The following is a 17,453-nucleotide window of genomic DNA, read 5'->3' on the forward strand; positions in this document are numbered from 1 at the left end:
CTGAGCTTCACTGCTTTTTTCATTCATGCAAGTTATTTAATTAATTAAGAAAAGTCGGCTGGCTTGGGATCCTTTTTGCCGGCAAAGTACCAGGCAATGTCATTTAAGATCCGGTCGCTGGCCTGGCCGTCGCCGTATGGGTTCTTGGCTTCAGCCATCTGCTTGTAGGCAGCTTTGTCAGTCAAAAGCTCCAGCATGGCTGTCTTAACTGCGTCTTCTTCAGTACCGACCAGTTTCAAGGTTCCGGCCTTAACCCCTTCCGGCCGCTCGGTCGTGTCCCGCAAGACCAAGACCGGCTTGCCCAAAGACGGGGCTTCTTCCTGGACGCCGCCAGAGTCGGTCATGATAAAGTAGCTGCGCTTGGCCAGGTTGTGAAAATCGACCACGTCCAAAGGCCTGATCAAGTGAATCCGGGGGTCGCCGCCTAAAACTTCCTTGGCCGCTTCCTGGACTCTTGGCGAGAGGTGAACCGGGTAGACGATTTCAACGTTGTCAGTTTGATCGACCACGTCCTTCATCACCTTGAAGACCCGTCGCATTGGTTCGCCCTGGTTTTCCCGCCGGTGCATGGTGACTAGGATGATCCGCTTACCCTGGCCGATCTTGTCTAAGACTTCATGCTGGTAGTCAGCCTGGACGGTCTGGGCCAGGGCATCGATGGCCGTGTTGCCCGTGACAAAAATATTTTCTTCCGGGTGCCCTTCTTTTAAGATGTTAGCCCGGCTGACAGAGGTCGGGGCAAAGTAGAGGTCGGACAAGACGTCGGTCAGCTGCCGGTTCATCTCTTCCGGGAAAGGAGAATATTTATTCCAGGTTCTGAGGCCCGCTTCAACGTGGCCTAAGGGAGTCTGCTGGTAAAAGGCAGCCAGGCTGGCAGCAAAGGAAGTCGTCGTATCCCCATGGACCAGGACGATGTCCGGCTTTTCTTCCTGGATGATCTGACTTAAAGCGGTCAAAACCCGGGTGGTGATGTCAGCCAAGGTCTGCTGGGGCCGCATGATGTTTAAGTCGTAGTCTGGCTTGATTTTAAAAATCTCCAGGACCTGGTCCAGCATTTCCCGGTGCTGGGCGGTAACCACAGTAACTGCCTGGAAGCGGTCGTCACTGATTAGCTTGAGCACCAGGGGGGCCATCTTGATAGCTTCTGGTCTGGTGCCGAAAACGGTCATTACTTTAATTTTTTGCATACTTGGTCTCCTTAGCAAATTGCTAACTTAATCATAGCAAAAAGGCGGCAATACCGGCGATTTTTTTATAAAATAATTAGAAAAACTAGTTTGAGGTACTCTATGACAGTCAACATTTTCCCCCTCCTGGGTGACAGCCTCTTGATCATCCTGGCGGGCTTCAGCCTGGTCTACTCCTTTGACGGGTCCTTGGGGCAAAAGATGCGGCGGATTTTAAGAATTACCAGCCTCCTTTTGCTCCTGGCCATCATCCTCTTGACCATTTGGATCCTGCAGCATCCCCTGCTTATCAATTGATGAGGCGGAAAAACTGAATAGCACAAAAAAATAAGGAATCAGTCCAGCTGATCCCTTATTTCTTTACTCTTTTTACTGCATTATTAGCTGTTCGCCTTGGCTTGGTGCTTTAATTCCAGCTTTCTGAGCCATGGCAAGAGGAAGCCAGTCCCGAAGAGGACGATAACGGTGATGATGTTCATCCAGAGCTGCTTGGTCCATTGCGGACTTTCAAAAGTAACGTCTTGCGGCAGGAAGCCCATCGTCGCGCAGATGAAGGTGAAGATGAAGCACCACCAGCCGACCGCCAGGGCCCCTTTGTTGTTTCTGATGAAGACGAAGTCGTCCTTGGCAAAAGTCTTGTGCCGGTAGCGGAAGGCTAAGAAGGCCAGGAAGACTACGGAAGTCTTGTACGGGGATACGATCCCGTTCAAGTTCAAGAGCCAGTTAAAGATATCGTTGATTTCCGGCAAGGTCCCTGACAAAAGCAAAAGGAAGAGAGTGATGCTGCAAGTCAGCACGTAACTGTTAACGGGCAGCCCATCCTTGTTCTTCTTTCTGAGCCAGCTTGGCATGTACTTTTCAGAAGTGTCAGAGGCAAAGACCCGGCTGGCGGCGTCGATTAAGGCGGCCAGGTCGGCCATGAAGTTCAAGAGGCAGACGATGGCGTACATATACAAGAGGCTCTTGCCCATGCCGGCTTCTTCACCCAGAAGCTGGAAGGCATAGAAGGCCCCGTTCATCTTAAAGTCGTGCGGGATGTGTTTAGCGTCAAAGAGGACGGCCAGACCAAGAGTTTCGGTCAAGGTCATGAAGACCGTCATGGCAAAAAGCATCCACATTGACTTCGGGAATTCCTTGCGGGGGTTCTTCAGCCGGGTAACGTAAGGCGCGGCCAGTTCCGCCCCGGACATGGCAAAGATCAAAAGGCCAGTCGTGGAGAAATAGTGGACGCTGAAGTTCGGCTTAAAGCTGGACCATTCCATCTTGGTGGCGATGTGGCCGCCGTGCATGAGAGCCCAGATGATCAGGATCACGAAGATCACGGACATGGCGAACATGGCAATCCCCCCGATCAAGGACAGAAGGTCCAGGGAGTTTTTATATGCACTTTCGCACAAGATAAAGATCAAGATGATGACAAAGGTCAAAAGGCCGAACATGAAAGGTGACATGTGCTTGCCTAAAGTGTTGTTGCCCAGGATCATCCAGGAAATGGAAACGATGATGGAGTTGGACACGTCCACCAGGTAGGGCACGGTTTGGGCCCAGTACATCCAGCTGGTAGCGTAGCCTAATACGTCGCTGCCCGTCCCCCGCCGGATCCAGGAGGCCAGGCCCCCTTCTTCAGTATCCTTGTAGGCCAGGCCCAATTGGGTGGCGATCAAGGTATATGGCAATTGGTAGCAAATCAAAAGGAAAATCCATGAAAAGATTACGGACAGACCTTGGTTTTGGTATGGGTAGAAAACATCTTCAAAGCGGATGATGGTGACGAAGTCGAGCATCGCCAAGGTCATCCAGGCCATGTAGTGCTTTTTTGGGGTTTCTTCAATCATTCTGTAAATCGAGCTCCTTATTGGTCAAATTGTCTTAAGCGGCAATTTGCCTGGACGGGGGCTTATTTTGGCGCTTTAAAAAGCTGGTCACTGCACCGTCTCCAATCAAAAAAGTGTCGTTTTCATTTTATTCCTATTGTTTTGAAAATTCTATAGTTTTTTCAATTTGATAAAAATTCTTTCAATCGTTAAGTGAAAGTTATCCGCATACCGGTCATTAGCCAGCTTTTAGTAAAAAATATTTGGTTAATTTGCTCTTGGCAAGAACAGCAGACCTTTTTCGTGTAAGTAAATGCGCAAAAAGTAAACATCACTCAATGCGGCAATTAAGAATGCTTTTAGGCAAAAAAAGCTTGAAAGTGTATAATTTACCTATGCCTACTACAGATTTTTAAAAAGGTACCTAATTCGGTGGTAAGCGATTTTATAAAAATACTAAGTAACAGAAAGGAATAGATATGAAAAAGTTTTTGCGAGTAACCGCGACACTTTTGTCCGCTGCAGCTATTCTCGACGCTTTGTATTGGCTCTTTGTTGGCCATTCCTACTTGAGAGTTGCTTTTCTTAAGCTGACCAGCGATTACGATATCCCGGTCTGGCTTCAAGTCGCGGCTATCGTCGGCATCCTCTTGTTTCTCTCTCAATACGACTGGTTCTTTGATCACTTTTTCCGCGATGAACGTAACCGCAAGTATAAGTAGCAACTTCCGTCAACCCATGAAACAGAAAGGAATTTTTCAATGCATTATCTAGCAATCGCTGCTAAAAAGGAGCTTCTGCCCTATCTGCCAATCGACTGGCCCAAAACTGAACTGACCGAGCTGGTCAACCCAGCCAGCCTGGCTGCCGTGGTCATCGATGAAAAAGACAGCCGGTCCCGGGGCATCTACCAGACCATGAAGGAAAAACTGAGCTTGGACTTGCCCTTGATCGAATTTACTCCTGAGACCTCTCCAGCTGAAATCAGCCGCTTGGCCCAGGCCTACGAAGAAGCAAATGTTCCCCGCTTCATCCGGGAGCTGACGGCTTTTTCTGACCAAGACGACCTGGTCTTCGATACTCCTGGCCACCACAACGGCCGCTTCTATGACCGCCACCCAGCCGGAGCAGTCTTGCGCAACTTCTTCGGTGACAACTACTTCAGAGCCGATACTTCTGACTGCGTTTCAGAACTCGGCGATATGATGAACCACACTGGCGGACCCTTAGAAGCCCAGCAAGAAGCTGCTAAGGCTTTCAACGCCGACAAGGTCTACTTCTGCACCAACGGGACAACCAGCGCCAACACTATCTGCACGACCGCCCTTTTAGATGAAGGCGACCTGGTCCTTTTTGACCGCAATAACCACAAGTCCATCTACAACAGCGCCCTGGTCATGACCGGAGCCAAGCCGGTCTACCTGCCGACTGACCGGAACGCTGACGGCTTGATCGGGCCTTTGACTGCTGCTAGTCTTGATGAAGACCTAATCCGCCAGGAAATCGCCAAAGTTGACCCTGACCGCGCCAAGGCTGACCGCCCCTTCCGCCTGGCGGTTCTGCAGCTGGAAACCTACGACGGCATTTTCTATGACGCCAAGCTTATCTTGAAAAAGCTCGGCCACCTCTGTGACTACATCCTCTTTGACTGCGCCTGGGGCGGCTATGAACAATTTGTCGACGTCCTCAGAGACTATTCTCCTTTCCAGCAGACCTACGGCCCCGATGACCCAGGCATCCTGGTCACCCAGTCTGTACACAAGCAGCAAGCCGGCGTAGGCCAGGCCTCCCAGATTTTGAAAAAAGACAGCCACATCAAGGGGCAAAAGCGCTACGTCGACCACAAGCACTTCAACCACGCCTACATGAAGTACGTTACGACCAGCTACTCCTACCCGGTCTACGCTTCCCTTGTCGCTAACAGCGCCATGGCTTCTTCACCGGCCGTTAACAACTGGTGGAATGACACCGTTAAATTAGGCATCGACTTCCGCAAGCGCCTTTTAAAGGAAAGCAAGCTCTTTAAGCCCCTCGTTCCCCCAACTGTCCGCGGGCAAAAGTGGGAGGACCTGCCAACTGATGTCTTGGCCCAGGAACCGGAAGCCTGGAAACTGTCCCCAGATGAGCCTTGGCACGGCTTCAAACTGATCGCTCAAGGTGAAGTTGCCCTAAGCCCGGTAAAAGTCACCCTGATGACACCTGGCATTGACTTGGCAAAAGCCACCTTCACCGAAGAAGGCATCCCCGGCGCCATCGTTTCCCTCTACCTGCACGAAAAGCACATCATCCCTGAAAAGTCCGACAGCTACTCCACCCTCTACCTGCTCACGCCAGGCGAAGGGCAAGTCGACATGAACGGCCTTTTCTCTGCCTTGCTGGCCTTTGAAGAAGCCTACTTGACTAAGGCTCCCCTGTCTTCCATCATGCCGGAATTAGTGGCCCAGTACCCTGACCGCTACAAAGATTACACCCTCTACCAGCTCTGCCAGGAGCTCCACCACTACTACCAAGACCATGACATCTTTAAGCTCCAGCAGGCTCTCTTCCTAAAGGACAGCTTCCAAAATTACGAGCTGACGCCAAAAGAAGCTGACCGCGAATTCGTCCACGGCAACAGCGAACTGGTCAAACTGGCCGACGCCAAGGGCCGGGTAGCCTTAGAAGGCGCCCTCCCTTACCCGCCTGGCGTCTTCATCGTGGCACCGGGTGAACGCTGGCAGGATCTGGATATTTCCTACTTCCAAGTCTTGATCGGCGCTGCCCAAAAGTTCCCGGGCCTGGATCCAGAAATCCAAGGGGTCTACCAAGAAGGCGGCGAAGTCTGGGCTGAAGTCCTCAAAGAATCATAAAATGACAAAAAACGTTGACACAAGCTCGTGTCAACGTTTTTTCGTTATCTGGTTTTATATCTTTCTTTATTTTGCCTTTTTCCCTTAGTCGCCAAAGAGAACTGCCTTGACTGCGTTGGTCACAGCGATCTTGTCATGGGCGTAGGTCAAACCGCCCTGCATGTAGACAGCGTAAGGCGGACGGATCGGGCCGTCAGCTGAGAATTCAACCGTTGACCCGGAGACAAAGGTCCCCCCGGCCATAATGACTTCATCTTCATAGCCCCGCATGTGGCTTGGAATTGGGGTAACGAAGGAGTCAACCGGTGAGTTCTTCTGCACTTCCTGGCAGAACTTGATCATCTTTTCCTTGTCGTTGAAGGTGATCAGTTCGATCAGGTCAGTCCGCGGGGCATCCCACTTAGGAGACACGTCGAAGCCCAGCTTTTCCATCAAGGCTGCTGAGTAGATCATCCCCTTGATGGCTTCCCCGGTCACGTTTGGCGCCAGGAAGAAGCCTTCGTAGAACTCATGCAGGCTGTTTAAGGTTGGTCCTTCTGAGTCGCTGATCCCCGGTGCAAAAAGCCGGCTAGCTGCCCGGTGGATCAAGTCTTTTCTGCCGACGATGTAGCCACCAGTTTGGGCAATCCCGCCCCCGGCATTCTTGATCAAAGAACCGGCCATGAAGTCGGCCCCGTATTCAGTCGGCTCATGCTTTTCCGAAAACTCACCATAGCAGTTGTCAACGAAGATCAAGGACTGGGGACTGACTTCCTTGATAAAGTCGATCATTTCCTTGACCTTGGCAACCGGGAAGCTTTCCCGGGTGTCGTAGCCCCGGGACCGCTGGATAGCCACGATCTTCGGCTGGTCCCGCTTTAAGATCTTTTCTCCCTCTTCAAAGTCGACGCTGCCGTCTTCTTTTAGCGGCACGTAGGAGAACTTGACCCCCTTTTCAATCAAGGTGCCGGCCTTGTCTGGGGTAAGGCCGATAGCGTGCTGCAGGGTGTCGTAAGGCATCCCCGTCAGGTAAGTCAAAGTGTCGCCTGGCACCAGGTTGCCGTCAAGAGCGGTTGCCAGGGTGTGGGTCCCGGAAACGAATTGCGGCCGCACCAGGGCGTCTTCAGTATGGAAGACCTGGGCGTAGACCCGCTCCAGCTTATCCCGGCCTTCATCATCGTCCCCGTAGCCGTTGGTCCCCTTCAAGTCAGATTCAGCGACCGCGTTGTCCACGAAGGCTTCCAGGACCTTGGCCTGGTTGTAAATAACCTGTTCGTCGATTTCATGCAGGCGGCCGGCGATCTGCTCATCGACTTCCTTAACAATTTTTGCTAATTCTTCTGGTAAATTGTTCATCAAAAAATCCCTCTGTTTGTTTTGGTTTACTTACTTATCTTAAACCAAAAAGGCAGCTATTTAAATAAAAAATAGCCTTCCATGCAATTATAGAAAGCTATTTGCAAAAATTCTACTGTTCACTGGCCGCCTTTTCCGGCAAGATCAAGTTCAAGAGAATCCCGAAGACCGTAGCCAAAGCGATGCTGGTCAGCTGGAAAGAACCGATCTTGAGGTAGGTGCCCCCGATCCCGATAACCAGGATGACGGAAGCAATGACCAGGTTCCGCTTCTTTTCAAAGTCGACCTTGTTGTCAACCAGGATCCGCAGGCCGTTAGCCGCGATCATCCCGAAGAGCAGGAAGGAAATCCCCCCGATGACCGGAGTTGGAATAGATTCAATCACCGCTGATACCTTGCCGACGAAGGAGAAGACGATGGCGAAGAAGGCCGCCCCGCCCAAGACGAAGACGCTGTGGACCTTGGTCATGGCCAAAACGCCGATGTTTTCCCCGTAGGAGGTAGTTGGCGGACCACCCAAGAAGCCGGCGATGATACTGGAGAGACCGTCGCCCAGCAGGGTCCGGTGCAGGCCCGGGTCTTCAAAGAAGTTCCGTTTGGTCAATTTGTTTAAGACCATGATGTGGCCCATGTGCTCAGTCATGGTGACAAAAGCGATCGGGGCCATGGTGATGATGGCGGCCGGATACCACTTGAACTTGTAGCTCCCGCCTAAAACGTCAAAGGCGGGCAAAGATAACCACTTGGTGCTTTCAACGCCGGACAGGTCAACGATCCCGCAGAAGAGGGCCATCAAGTAGCCGCAGACGATCCCCAGCAAAACTGGGATCATGCTTGGGAAGCCTTTTAAGAACATGTTGAAGATGATGGTGATGATCAGGGTAAAAATGGCAACCCCGAAGTAAGTCAAGCTGTATTTGCCGCTGGCGTTGAACATGGCGTCGTTGGCCGCGGTCGTCGCCAGGGACAGGCCGATAACGATGATGATCGGACCAACCACGATTGGCGGCAAGATCTTGTCCAGCCAACGGGAGCCGAAGCGGGCAATCAAAAGGGCCACGATAACGTAGACCAGACCAGCCGCGATGGCCCCCTGCCCTACGGCCGGGTAGCCATAATTTTTCATCAAGGCCTGCATCGTGGCGATAAAGGCAAAAGATGAGCCCAGGTAGGCCGGGATCTTCGCCTGGGTGCAGAGGATGTAGACCAGGGTCCCCACCCCTGAACAGAAAAGGGCAATGCTTGGCTTTAAGCCGATTAAGAGCGGAACCAGGACGGTCGAGCCGAACATGGTAAAGAGGTGCTGGATTGAGAGCAGCAGCCAGGGACCGAACTTCGGCTTGTCCTGAACGTCCAAAACCGCTTCAGGGTTCCGGAATGTTTTGTCTTCCTTCAAAAGAAATCTTCCTTTCCAAATACTGGAACCCGGAACGAAATGTCCTTGTCAGCCTCACGGGACTGAATTTAAAGGCTCCTTAACAATTGACTTACTTTAGCCTACTAATAATATTATTTTTTGTCAAGGAAGACAAAAAACCGCGGCTGACAAAGCTTCAGTCGCGGACTTATTTGTATAAGGAAAAATATGGTTTATTGGAATAGATTAAGGAGTATTTTAATGACAATTAACAATTAACGGGTCGGAGTGATGAAGTATTCCGGCTTGCAGACCTTGGTCCAGTCAACGAAGATCTTCTTCATCAGGTAGCCAACCGCGAATGGTACGACTACCCAGACGATTACCAGCACCAGCACATTGTGGAAACCAGCATTGTAGGCTGCTAAAGGAGAAACCGCCCCGATTAGGCCAAAACCACCGGAAGCCGGGGTCCCCTTAAGGCCAAGGATTGGCACGGACAAAGTTGAGATAGCCGCCGTTAAAGCGATCGGGATCCCGACTACCGGGTATCTCAGGAAGTTTGGCATCATCATCTTGATAGCGCCTAAGAAGATGGCAACTTGCACACCAGGCTTGTCAACCTTGAGGGTTGCCCAGATAAGGAAGGCAGCGGTACTTGCCAGACCAAAACCAGCAGCGGCAGAACCCATGCCGGCCAGGCCGATAGCCACGGAGATGGCTACAGTTGACAGCGGGGTAACGATGATGATCGCGAAGGACATGGCGATCAGGATACACATTGGGTATGGAGCCAGCTTGGTGAAGGTGTTGATGACGTCACCGATAGCCGTCGTTACCAGGGATACGTAAGGCTTGGTCAGGCTACCCAGGAAACCTACGCCGGTCCCGGCCAGGACTGGGAAGAAGACGATCCCCAGTGAGCCGAAGCGGTTGCCGACCCACTTGATGAAGAGAACAGCGACGGCTGCCGTCAGCATGGTGTTGATAACGTCACCCATCCCGGCTAATTGGAAACTGGTAGTAGTCACACCTTTAACAGTGGTGGTTACGGCAGTAACACAGCCGGAGCCCAGAAAGGCTGCCCCACCCACGCAGGCAGCTTCAGTGTAGCCCAGGTCAAACTGCTTGGCGGTTGAGAACCCACACATTACAGCGAAGAAGTATTGGAAGACGGTCACAATGTGCAAAAGATTGGCCACAATCGCGTTGCTCCCGGCAAAGGGGGTCAAGAATGTTGACAAAATGGCACTTGGAAGAAGTGACACGATAATGGCAGTCGCTGAACCATTAAGGACTTTCATCGTAAATGATCCAACTGTTTCTTTTGTTTGAGTTGTTTCAGACATATAGTCTCCGCCTCCTAACGGTAGAAAATTATAATTACATTGACGCAGATCATGAGATATTCAATAGCGTTTAATTTGTCTCTCATAAACTGGTGTCTTGAATTATAGAGAAAGATTCAGCCCTTTGCAACACTTTTCGCCAACACTTCCATAATTTTCTTGTCGAAAAGGAAAAATCCGCTTTCTTTTTCAGTACACTTTATTTTCTTTAATTTTTTATTAAAAAGATGTTTGCTTTTGCCAAAGTTAAAAGCAAAGAGCAATAAAAGTAGCAGAAAAAAGGCAAAAAGAAAACCCCTCACTTCCGTGAGGGGCAGATATGACCCGGGCGAGATTTGAACTCGCGACAACCTGGTTTAGGAAACCAGTGCTCTATCCAACTGAGCTACCAGGCCATGCAACACATTTTATTCTACAAAAAATGTGTTAAAAAAGCTAGTGCTTTCGCTTAAGTCATTAGTATTGCGGCATGAAAAAGCGGCGGGGTTCATCCGTATAACCAATCCGGTCAGCCGCCTTGACAAAAGGCAGCCAGATCAAGACCGCGATGACCAGGTTGACCAGGGACAAAACCAGGGCCCGCCAGTCATAGTTAGTGGCCAGATAGGGGCCGATGACCGGGGGCATGATATTGGGCACCGAGGCCTGGACCTGGTTGATCCAGCCCAGCCTGGTCGCCAGATAAGCCAAGGAAATATTGGCTAAAGGGGCCAGGGTAAAGGGCAAAAAGCAGACCGGGTTCAAGATGATCGGCAGCCCGTACAGCATGGGCTCATTGATGTTGAAGACAGCCGGAGCCAGGGCCACCTTGGCCAAAGTCCGGTGGTCGCCGCGCTTGGAGGTCAGCAAAATCGCGATGACTAAAGGCAGGCAGGCCCCGCTGACCCCAAAGACCACAAAAGAAGTGTTGGTCCACAAATACGGGATCTTGTGGCCGTTAGCCGCCGCCAAAAGGTTGGCATTTTGGGCCGTGGCCCAGATTGAACCGACAACCGGAGCCAAGACACTGGCCCCGTTAATGCCGAAGAACCAGAAGAGCTGGGTTAAAGCCGTAATGGCAATCACCATGATAAAACCTTGGCCCAGCTTCAAGAGGGGCAGCTGGATGATCTCTAAGAGCCAGTCGCCGAAATACTGGCCGGTGATGGCCTGGAAGAGATAGTTCAGCCCACCCACGATAAAGAGGGACAACATGACCGGAATCGCCGCTTCAAAGGCCAAGGTCTGGGCCGGGTGCATGGCCGTCTGGATATGCAGGCCCAGCCGGCCCTTGACCCCTAGGATGTACAGGGCCACGCCCAGGCCGCCAAAGAGAATGGCCGTAAACATCCCTGTCGTTGACAGCTGCTTGATGTTAAAAGCCTGGTCCAGCTTAATCCGATTATTCCCCTGCATGAGATAGGAATAGTTGGCGATGCTCATCATGAAAGAACAAAGGGCCGTCATCGCTCCGGCCAAGGGGTCCACCTCACAGGCCTTGGCCAACTGGTAGCCCCAGCTGAGGACGAAGAAGAGGGCAAACATGGCCACGCTCCCCCGCCAGACGAAGTTGCAGATGGAGATCAAGGGCTGCATGAGCTGGTAAAAAACATGCCAGCCCCAGTTGCGGTTGGCGGCAATGATGAGGCTCTTGATTAAAACCGCCACCGATCCAGTCAAACTGATCGGCAGGGTGGAAATAAAAGCATCCCTGAGGGCCACCAGCCAGCGGACCGAGGCCAGATTATTGGCCAAGGGCAGCAGGTGCCGCTCCAGCCAGTCAATCACGCTATTCACTTTGCTTCTTCCCCTTCAGATAATGCGGGTGATAACCCTTATTCTTGTTTTTCTTCTTGGACTTCTTTTTCTTCTTAACTGGCTGCTCAATTACAGCAGACTTTTTATCCGTCTTGTCTTTGCCTGCAGCCTTTTCCTTCTTGACCGGCTTTTCTTTACTCAAGTGGTAGCCGGCAAAGTAGACCCGGTCGACGGTCACTTCCCCTTCCAAAAGCTTCTTCAGCTTGCGCAGGTCGTGGTCGTTACCCAGAGACACCACCTTGCCTTCCTGCTGCATCCGGCCGGTCCGGCCTGCCCGGTGCATATAGGTGTTGGCATCAGTCGGGATTTCATAGTTGACTACGTAGGTTAGTTTTGGAATGTCCAAACCGCGCGCGGCCAGGTCAGTGGCTAAGAGCAGCTTGACCTTGCCTTTGGCCAGGTCCCGGATGGCCTGCTGGCGCTTGTCTTTTGAGAAATTGTTGGCCAGGACTTCAAAGCGGGTCTTGCTGTGGGCAAAAATCCTGGCAAAGCGCAGCATCCCCTCATTTGAGTCAAAGAAGAGCAGGCCCCGGAAGCCGTCCAGCTTGCACAAGCGCTGCAGGTATTCCAGCTTGTGCTCATTGTCTACCTGCAAAAAGACGTGTTCAGTCCGGCTGCCCTGGTCGGGGCGGACGTCGACTAACAGGAAGTGGCAGGCAAAAATTTCTTCTGCCTCCTGGGTAATCTGGGATTCAGTGGCCCCAAAGAGGAGGATCTGGCTGAAAGAAGGCAGGTTCTGCCCTAAAGAACTCAAAAGCTCCAGCTTGGCGAATTCCAAAATGTCGTCAGCTTCATCGATCACCAGGGTCTTGATCTGGACTAGTTTGATCCGGCCCGAGGAGAAGAAGTCAAAGAAGCGACCCGGAGTGCAAACCAGGACCTCACAATTGTCCTTCTTCAGCCGCTCGTCCTGTCTTTGCCGGTTGCCGGCCCCAACCAAGGCTAAAGTCTTCAGACCCAGAGCCTTGGCAAAAGGCAGGATGGCATTTCTGATCTGGACGGCCAGTTCAGTCGTTGGGGCCAAAATCACCAGGGAATTTTTCTCCCCTGGGATGACCCGCTCTAAAGCCGGCAGAGCATAGGCCAGGGTCTTGCCTGTCCCCGTCTTGGCCAAAGCGACCAGGCTGGCCCCGTTCTTAATGGCCTCATAAGTCTCTTTCTGGATCAAGGTCGGCTGGCTCTTGCCTTCCTTTTGCAAAACTGCTTGAATTTGTTCTGTATAAATCATTGTGCTAATTGTCCATACTTTTCTTTATATTGCTGGCTGGTCCCGATATAGGCATACATGACATTCTTGCAGCCACTCCCGCTGACCCCGGCCACGTGGCCCTTTTCCGTATAGCGCCAGAAGCAGTAGTCCAGCTTGCTTGGCGCTGACGACGAGGTGGCCAAGAACTTGCATCCCGCTGGAAAAAGCTGCTTGTACTTGACCGGGGCGTTGACCATGACCTCATGACTCTTGACTAGGGAATAGGCCAGCTTGCTCATGGCGGTTAAATTGGCGGCGCTGGGGTCATCTTGCCCGCTGTCCAGCAGGATGGGCAAGGCCCCCCAATGTCCAGCCGACAAGCGCTTGGCCCGGGATAATTGCTTTGCTGCATTTTTCTCCCCGGCCACCGCAATGATGCTGCCATAGGCCAATTTGGTCCTGGCCACTTGCTTTCGCTTGGCGGCAAAATTCTGGTCAACTGGCAGATAAACGAAAGACAAACCGCCCTTTTCCAGGCGGCTGAGGTCAATATCTGCCTGGCTGACCTTTAGGCCGACCGCGCTCTGGCTGGCTCCTTTTGGCAGGGTCGTCTGATTAGCGTAATTGTACAAACCATAAGCCATGAAACCGATAATCGCGGCCAGCAGAATCAAAAGGGCCGGCAGAGTTGCCGGATGCTGGAAATGCTTCTTTTGCCCCATCGCCCAAAACCTCCTTCTACCATTTTAGCCGAGAAATCCGCCTAGACCAAGCACAAAGATTTTTTGTATAATTTAAGGGTTAGACTTGTTTTACTGGAGGGATTTCGTGAAAAAACAGATTTCTTTTGGCCAGGCACTGGCAACCGTTATTGGCTCAGTTATCGGGGCCGGGGTCTTTTTTAAGATCGGCAGCATTTCCCAAAGCACCGGGTCAGCCTCAGCCACCATCTTGGTCTGGCTTTTAGCTGGCGCCATCTCGATCTGCTCGGGCTTGACCGTGTCAGAAATCGCGGCCGCCTTGAATGTCAACGGAGCCATTGAATACCTGGACTACAGCTATGGCAATATCTGGGGCTTTCTCTTCGGCTGGGCGGAAATGACCGTCTACTTCCCCGCCCAGATCGCGGCTTTAGCTTCAATTTTTGGCCAGCAGTTCGTGGTTTTAGCGGGCCTGCCTGCCGCCAGCAGCAAGTGGATCGCGGCCGGCGTGGTTCTTTTGCTCTTTTTGATCAATATGCTGGGGACCAAGGCTTCAGCCTGGATGCAGTCGGTGATCACGGTCATCAAGCTCATCCCTCTCTTTTTGATCATCGTCTTTGCAATCATCCGCCCGCAAGTTTCCGTCAGCCTCTGGCCAGTTACGGTGGATAACAGCGGCGACTGGCTGGCCGGGATCAGCCAAGGGCTCTTGTCTGCCCTCTTTGCCTTTGAAGGCTGGATCGTGGTAACCAACCTGGCTAAAGAGATGAAGAATCCGAAAAAGGACCTGGCCCGGGCCATCATCCTTGGCCTCTCCTTGGTCACGGTCGTTTACGTCCTGGTCAATTACGCCTTTATGGCGGTTTTGCCTTTTGACAAGATCATCGGCAACGACAATACCGCCTACTACGCTTCCCTTAAGCTCTTTGGCCAGGCCGGGGGCAAAATCGTCACGGTCGGCATTCTCCTGTCGGTTTACGGAGCCTGCAACGGCTTTATGCTGACGGGGATGCGGACGCCATATATCCTGGCCCAGGCCAACCGCCTGCCCGGCTCTGAGAAATTGGCCAAGACTTCTGTCAGGAGCGGGGTCCCGGTCTTCTCCGCCCTTTTGGTCAATGCCATCGCTTTGATCATGATCTCCCTGGGCAACTTTGAAATCTTGACCGACATGCTGGTTTTCGTCATGTGGACCTTCACCACCCTCCTGTCAGTGGCCGTCATTTTACTGAGAAAAAGAGAGCCCGACCTGGCCCGGCCTTTCATCACGCCGGCTTACCCGGTCATTCCTTTGATTTCCATCATCGGTGGTCTCTTCATCATCGTGATGACCGTCATCAACCAGTTCGCCCTCTCCGTAATCGGCCTGGGCATCACCCTCCTGGGCCTGCCGGTCTACTACTGGAAAAAGCTTCATTAGAGCAAAAGAAAATAACAGACAAAATAAAAGAAAATTAAACAAAAATGGACCATCCGTTTGGATGATCCATTTTCTTTTAGGAAAAATTAGTCGTGTTCATGCTTGCTGCTGAATTCTTCAACGACTTCTGGCTTGATCACGCCGATGTAAGGCAGGTTCCGGTAAAGACCCGCAAAGTCCATCCCGTAGCCGATGACGAATTCGTTGCCCACGTGGGTGCCGTAGTATTCAACATCTACTTCAGTCGTCCGGCGAGCCGTCTTGTTCAGCAAGACGCAGCACTTGACTGAGTTGGCGCCGCGGCTGAGCAGTTCGTCCTTCATGAACTTCAAAGTCAAACCAGTGTCCACGATGTCTTCAACGATCAAAACGTCCCGGCCGGTCACGTCAGCTTCCAGGTCATGGGTTACCGTGATCTTACCGCTGGATTCAGTCCCGTTGCCATAGCTGGAAACGTCGATGAAGTCAATGTCGCAAGCCAGGTCCATTTCCCGCAGGAGGTCAGTCAAGAAGAAGATAGCTCCCTTTAAGGCACCGACAACCAGGACCCGCTTGCCAGCGTAGTCCTTGGTCAATTGCTGGCCAAGCCGCTTGGTCATTTCCGCGATGTCTTCTTCGCTGTACAACTTGTGATCAACTGCGTCATGAATACTTTTCATTAGGTTTCCTCGATTACTAATTGCTTTTAAAATGATATATCAAGATTATACCATTATTTTAACAAAAAAGAACGGCTTTTGCCTAAAAGCCGTTCCTTTTTCTGAATCTTATTCTTCTTTTTTGGCTTGATCGTTTGTCTTTGGGACTTCAACAATAAACCAGCGCATGAAACCTTGCTGGATATCGTCTAGGGTAAAGCGGAAGCCTTCCAGTTCTATTGACTCTTCCTTCTTCAAGTCCGGGTACCGCTCCATCATGTAGCCACCGATGGTGATGATGTCGCTGTTTTGGAAGCTCTTGAGGTTCTGGTGGAAGTAGCGCTCAAAGTCATACAAGGTCGTCTTGCCGGAAACATGGATGTTGCCCTCGGCGTCCTTGATAATGTAGTCGTCAGAAACGTCATCGATTTCGTCCTTGACTGACCCGAAGAGTTCTTCGTAAATGTCCTTGTCAGTCACGATCCCGCTGGTGCCGCCGTATTCATCAACAACCAGCACGATTGGGGTGTGCTTACTGATCATCAAGCGGAGGATGTCTTGGATCGGCATGGATTCCGGCACGGTGATGATGGTCCGGTTGACCCGGGTCACCGGCACCTTGTCATCCAGCCGGCTCTGCTGGACGATATCATAAGCGTAGACATAGCCAACCACGTCATCCTTGTCGTTTTCCCGGACAACCGGGAAGCGGCTGTAGCCGTCTTCCAGGTACTTGTCCAGGGCAGTCTTGATGTTTTCACTGGCATCTAACACCGTCAGCCGGGTCCGGTCAGTCATGATGTCCTTGGCCGTCTTGTCATTTAACTGGAAGGCTCTTTCCATGTAGGTCAGGTCTTCTTTGTCCAAGGCCCCGCCATGCACCGCGTTCTTGCTCAAACGGATGATTTCTGACTGGGAGTAGACCTGGTTTTCTTCATCGGCCGGGTTAAAGCCCAGCATCTTTAAGATGCCAGAAGAGCTGACGTTCAAAAGCCAGACGAAAGGATAAACCAGAGTGTGGAAGAGCTGAAGGGGGTTGACGATCCACATCAGCATCTTGACTGGGGCGTCGATGGCAATGTTTTTCGGTACGACTTCCGTCAAAACCACTTCCAGGTAGGTTAAGGCAATAACCCCGATCAAGGCTCCGACCGAGTTGACCAGATTCTTCGACATGGGGGTCAGGACCAGCAGCCTTTCAAAAATGCTGGCGATGGTGTCCGCCCCGAACCAGCCCAGGATAACTCCGACCAAGGTGGTCCCGACCTGGGTGGTTGACAGGTACTCATTTAAATTATGCGACATGTGCAGGGCCCGCTTAAGTTTCTTTACGTTCCCCTGCCCGTTGGCGATCATGTCCTCCAACTGGCTGGGCCGGACTTGCACCAGGGCAAACTCCGCCGCGACAAAGAAGGAGGCAAAAACAAAGATCACAACGATTGCTAGTAAATTAATCCAAATTTGTGTTGTCGTCACTTTAATTCACCTATTACTCCAATTGAACTATTTACCTTTATTCTATCATCATTTGCAGAGTTTTTTCACAAACTACATTAATCCCGAAAAAACATTAAACGGGCTGTCCGGGAAAATCCGGACGGCCCGTTTTGCCTGCTTATTCTTGTTGGAAGCAAAATAAGCTGCAGAATCAACACTGCAGCCAGCAAAAAAGCTCTGGATTTTTTCATAATCTGCATCATGTTAGGTTCTCCCGTTGCAATTTAATATTTTCCGCACCGATAGGTACTATTAATTGCATCCTTCCATCGAGATGCCAGATCCGTTTGCTATTCCTTATTCAAAAAGTTCAAATAATA

Annotated in this window: 15 protein-coding genes and 1 tRNA gene; 4 read left to right on the forward strand and 12 right to left on the reverse strand. The window is 51.5% G+C overall.

Going from position 1 to position 17,453, the window contains the following annotated elements; all coding sequences use genetic code 11:
* Positions 1 to 44: 44 nt before the first annotated feature.
* Positions 45 to 1,187 (reverse strand): non-hydrolyzing UDP-N-acetylglucosamine 2-epimerase, encoded by a 1,143-nt coding sequence (wecB, locus tag Q0J41_RS02990; protein ID WP_296225918.1) that lies wholly within the window; start codon positions 1,185 to 1,187, stop codon positions 45 to 47.
* Between the two features lie 102 nt (positions 1,188 to 1,289).
* Here wecB and Q0J41_RS02995 point away from each other — a divergent pair, with 102 nt between their 5' ends.
* The gene (locus Q0J41_RS02995; protein WP_296225919.1) at positions 1,290 to 1,484 is read left to right on the forward strand and encodes a hypothetical protein; all 195 of its coding nucleotides are present in this window, start codon (positions 1,290 to 1,292) and stop codon (positions 1,482 to 1,484) included.
* Between the two features lie 83 nt (positions 1,485 to 1,567).
* Here Q0J41_RS02995 and Q0J41_RS03000 read toward each other — a convergent pair whose 3' ends face one another.
* Positions 1,568 to 3,022, reverse strand: a complete 1,455-nt coding sequence (locus Q0J41_RS03000) for an amino acid permease (RefSeq protein WP_296225921.1) — start codon at positions 3,020 to 3,022, stop codon at positions 1,568 to 1,570.
* A gap of 458 nt (positions 3,023 to 3,480) precedes the next feature.
* Here Q0J41_RS03000 and Q0J41_RS03005 point away from each other — a divergent pair, with 458 nt between their 5' ends.
* Positions 3,481 to 3,723, forward strand: coding sequence for a hypothetical protein (locus tag Q0J41_RS03005; protein ID WP_296225924.1), 243 nt, complete (start codon positions 3,481 to 3,483; stop codon positions 3,721 to 3,723).
* Between the two features lie 39 nt (positions 3,724 to 3,762).
* Positions 3,763 to 5,850, forward strand: a complete 2,088-nt coding sequence (locus tag Q0J41_RS03010) for a putative ornithine decarboxylase (RefSeq protein WP_296225927.1) — start codon at positions 3,763 to 3,765, stop codon at positions 5,848 to 5,850.
* An 84-nt stretch (positions 5,851 to 5,934) separates the two neighbouring features.
* Here the strand turns inward: Q0J41_RS03010 and Q0J41_RS03015 are convergent, their stop codons facing one another.
* The 7 genes from Q0J41_RS03015 to Q0J41_RS03045 form a co-directional block, all read right to left on the reverse strand.
* On the reverse strand, positions 5,935 to 7,185 hold the full coding sequence (locus Q0J41_RS03015) for a methionine gamma-lyase family protein (protein WP_296225929.1): 1,251 nt from the start codon (positions 7,183 to 7,185) through the stop codon (positions 5,935 to 5,937).
* 112 nt (positions 7,186 to 7,297) lie between these two features.
* Entirely contained in the window at positions 7,298 to 8,581 is a 1,284-nt protein-coding gene (locus Q0J41_RS03020) for a solute carrier family 23 protein (RefSeq protein WP_296225931.1), read from the reverse strand.
* A 236-nt stretch (positions 8,582 to 8,817) separates the two neighbouring features.
* On the reverse strand, positions 8,818 to 9,891 hold the full coding sequence (locus Q0J41_RS03025) for a PTS sugar transporter subunit IIC (RefSeq protein ID WP_296225933.1): 1,074 nt from the start codon (positions 9,889 to 9,891) through the stop codon (positions 8,818 to 8,820).
* Between the two features lie 320 nt (positions 9,892 to 10,211).
* Positions 10,212 to 10,286 (reverse strand) — tRNA-Arg (locus Q0J41_RS03030).
* Positions 10,287 to 10,347: 61 nt separating this feature from the next.
* On the reverse strand, positions 10,348 to 11,667 hold the full coding sequence (locus tag Q0J41_RS03035) for a PTS transporter subunit EIIC (RefSeq protein WP_296225935.1): 1,320 nt from the start codon (positions 11,665 to 11,667) through the stop codon (positions 10,348 to 10,350).
* On the reverse strand, positions 11,660 to 12,916 hold the full coding sequence (locus tag Q0J41_RS03040; protein ID WP_296225937.1) for a DEAD/DEAH box helicase: 1,257 nt from the start codon (positions 12,914 to 12,916) through the stop codon (positions 11,660 to 11,662). Before Q0J41_RS03040 ends, Q0J41_RS03035 begins: the two co-directional genes overlap by 8 nt.
* Positions 12,913 to 13,599, reverse strand: coding sequence for a 1,4-beta-N-acetylmuramidase (locus tag Q0J41_RS03045; RefSeq protein WP_296225939.1), 687 nt, complete (start codon positions 13,597 to 13,599; stop codon positions 12,913 to 12,915). The genes Q0J41_RS03040 and Q0J41_RS03045 overlap by 4 nt, the downstream gene beginning before the upstream one ends.
* Before the next feature lie 106 nt (positions 13,600 to 13,705).
* Here Q0J41_RS03045 and Q0J41_RS03050 point away from each other — a divergent pair, with 106 nt between their 5' ends.
* Positions 13,706 to 14,998 (forward strand): amino acid permease, encoded by a 1,293-nt coding sequence (locus tag Q0J41_RS03050; RefSeq protein ID WP_296225942.1) that lies wholly within the window; start codon positions 13,706 to 13,708, stop codon positions 14,996 to 14,998.
* An 86-nt stretch (positions 14,999 to 15,084) separates the two neighbouring features.
* Here Q0J41_RS03050 and hpt read toward each other — a convergent pair whose 3' ends face one another.
* The 3 genes from hpt to Q0J41_RS03065 all read right to left on the reverse strand — a co-directional run bounded on the left by hpt (position 15,085) and on the right by Q0J41_RS03065 (position 17,336).
* Positions 15,085 to 15,657 (reverse strand): hypoxanthine phosphoribosyltransferase, encoded by a 573-nt coding sequence (hpt, locus tag Q0J41_RS03055; RefSeq protein WP_002877987.1) that lies wholly within the window; start codon positions 15,655 to 15,657, stop codon positions 15,085 to 15,087.
* Between the two features lie 108 nt (positions 15,658 to 15,765).
* Positions 15,766 to 17,112: a hemolysin family protein gene (locus Q0J41_RS03060; RefSeq protein ID WP_296225960.1), complete on the reverse strand. Its 1,347-nt coding sequence runs from the start codon at positions 17,110 to 17,112 to the stop codon at positions 15,766 to 15,768.
* A gap of 77 nt (positions 17,113 to 17,189) precedes the next feature.
* Positions 17,190 to 17,336 (reverse strand): hypothetical protein, encoded by a 147-nt coding sequence (locus Q0J41_RS03065; RefSeq protein WP_296225961.1) that lies wholly within the window; start codon positions 17,334 to 17,336, stop codon positions 17,190 to 17,192.
* Between the last annotated feature and the right edge of the window lie 117 nt (positions 17,337 to 17,453).

Origin of the sequence: uncultured Lactobacillus sp., from assembly GCF_944327175.1 — a bacterium.
Taxonomy (GTDB): Bacteria; Bacillota; Bacilli; order Lactobacillales; family Lactobacillaceae; genus Lactobacillus.

Bases quoted from the DNA above. Each gene is read 5' to 3' on its own strand.
- wecB (WP_296225918.1), bottom strand. From the start codon at position 1,187: ATGCAAAAAATTAAAGTAATGACCGTTTTCGGCACCAGACCAGAAGCT.
- Q0J41_RS02995 (WP_296225919.1), top strand. From the start codon at position 1,290: ATGACAGTCAACATTTTCCCCCTCCTGGGTGACAGCCTCTTGATCATC.
- Q0J41_RS03000 (WP_296225921.1), bottom strand. From the start codon at position 3,022: ATGATTGAAGAAACCCCAAAAAAGCACTACATGGCCTGGATGACCTTG.
- Q0J41_RS03005 (WP_296225924.1), top strand. From the start codon at position 3,481: ATGAAAAAGTTTTTGCGAGTAACCGCGACACTTTTGTCCGCTGCAGCT.
- Q0J41_RS03010 (WP_296225927.1), top strand. From the start codon at position 3,763: ATGCATTATCTAGCAATCGCTGCTAAAAAGGAGCTTCTGCCCTATCTG.
- Q0J41_RS03015 (WP_296225929.1), bottom strand. From the start codon at position 7,185: ATGAACAATTTACCAGAAGAATTAGCAAAAATTGTTAAGGAAGTCGAT.
- Q0J41_RS03025 (WP_296225933.1), bottom strand. From the start codon at position 9,891: ATGTCTGAAACAACTCAAACAAAAGAAACAGTTGGATCATTTACGATG.
- Q0J41_RS03040 (WP_296225937.1), bottom strand. From the start codon at position 12,916: ATGATTTATACAGAACAAATTCAAGCAGTTTTGCAAAAGGAAGGCAAG.
- Q0J41_RS03045 (WP_296225939.1), bottom strand. From the start codon at position 13,599: ATGGGGCAAAAGAAGCATTTCCAGCATCCGGCAACTCTGCCGGCCCTT.
- hpt (WP_002877987.1), bottom strand. From the start codon at position 15,657: ATGAAAAGTATTCATGACGCAGTTGATCACAAGTTGTACAGCGAAGAA.
- Q0J41_RS03065 (WP_296225961.1), bottom strand. From the start codon at position 17,336: ATGATGCAGATTATGAAAAAATCCAGAGCTTTTTTGCTGGCTGCAGTG.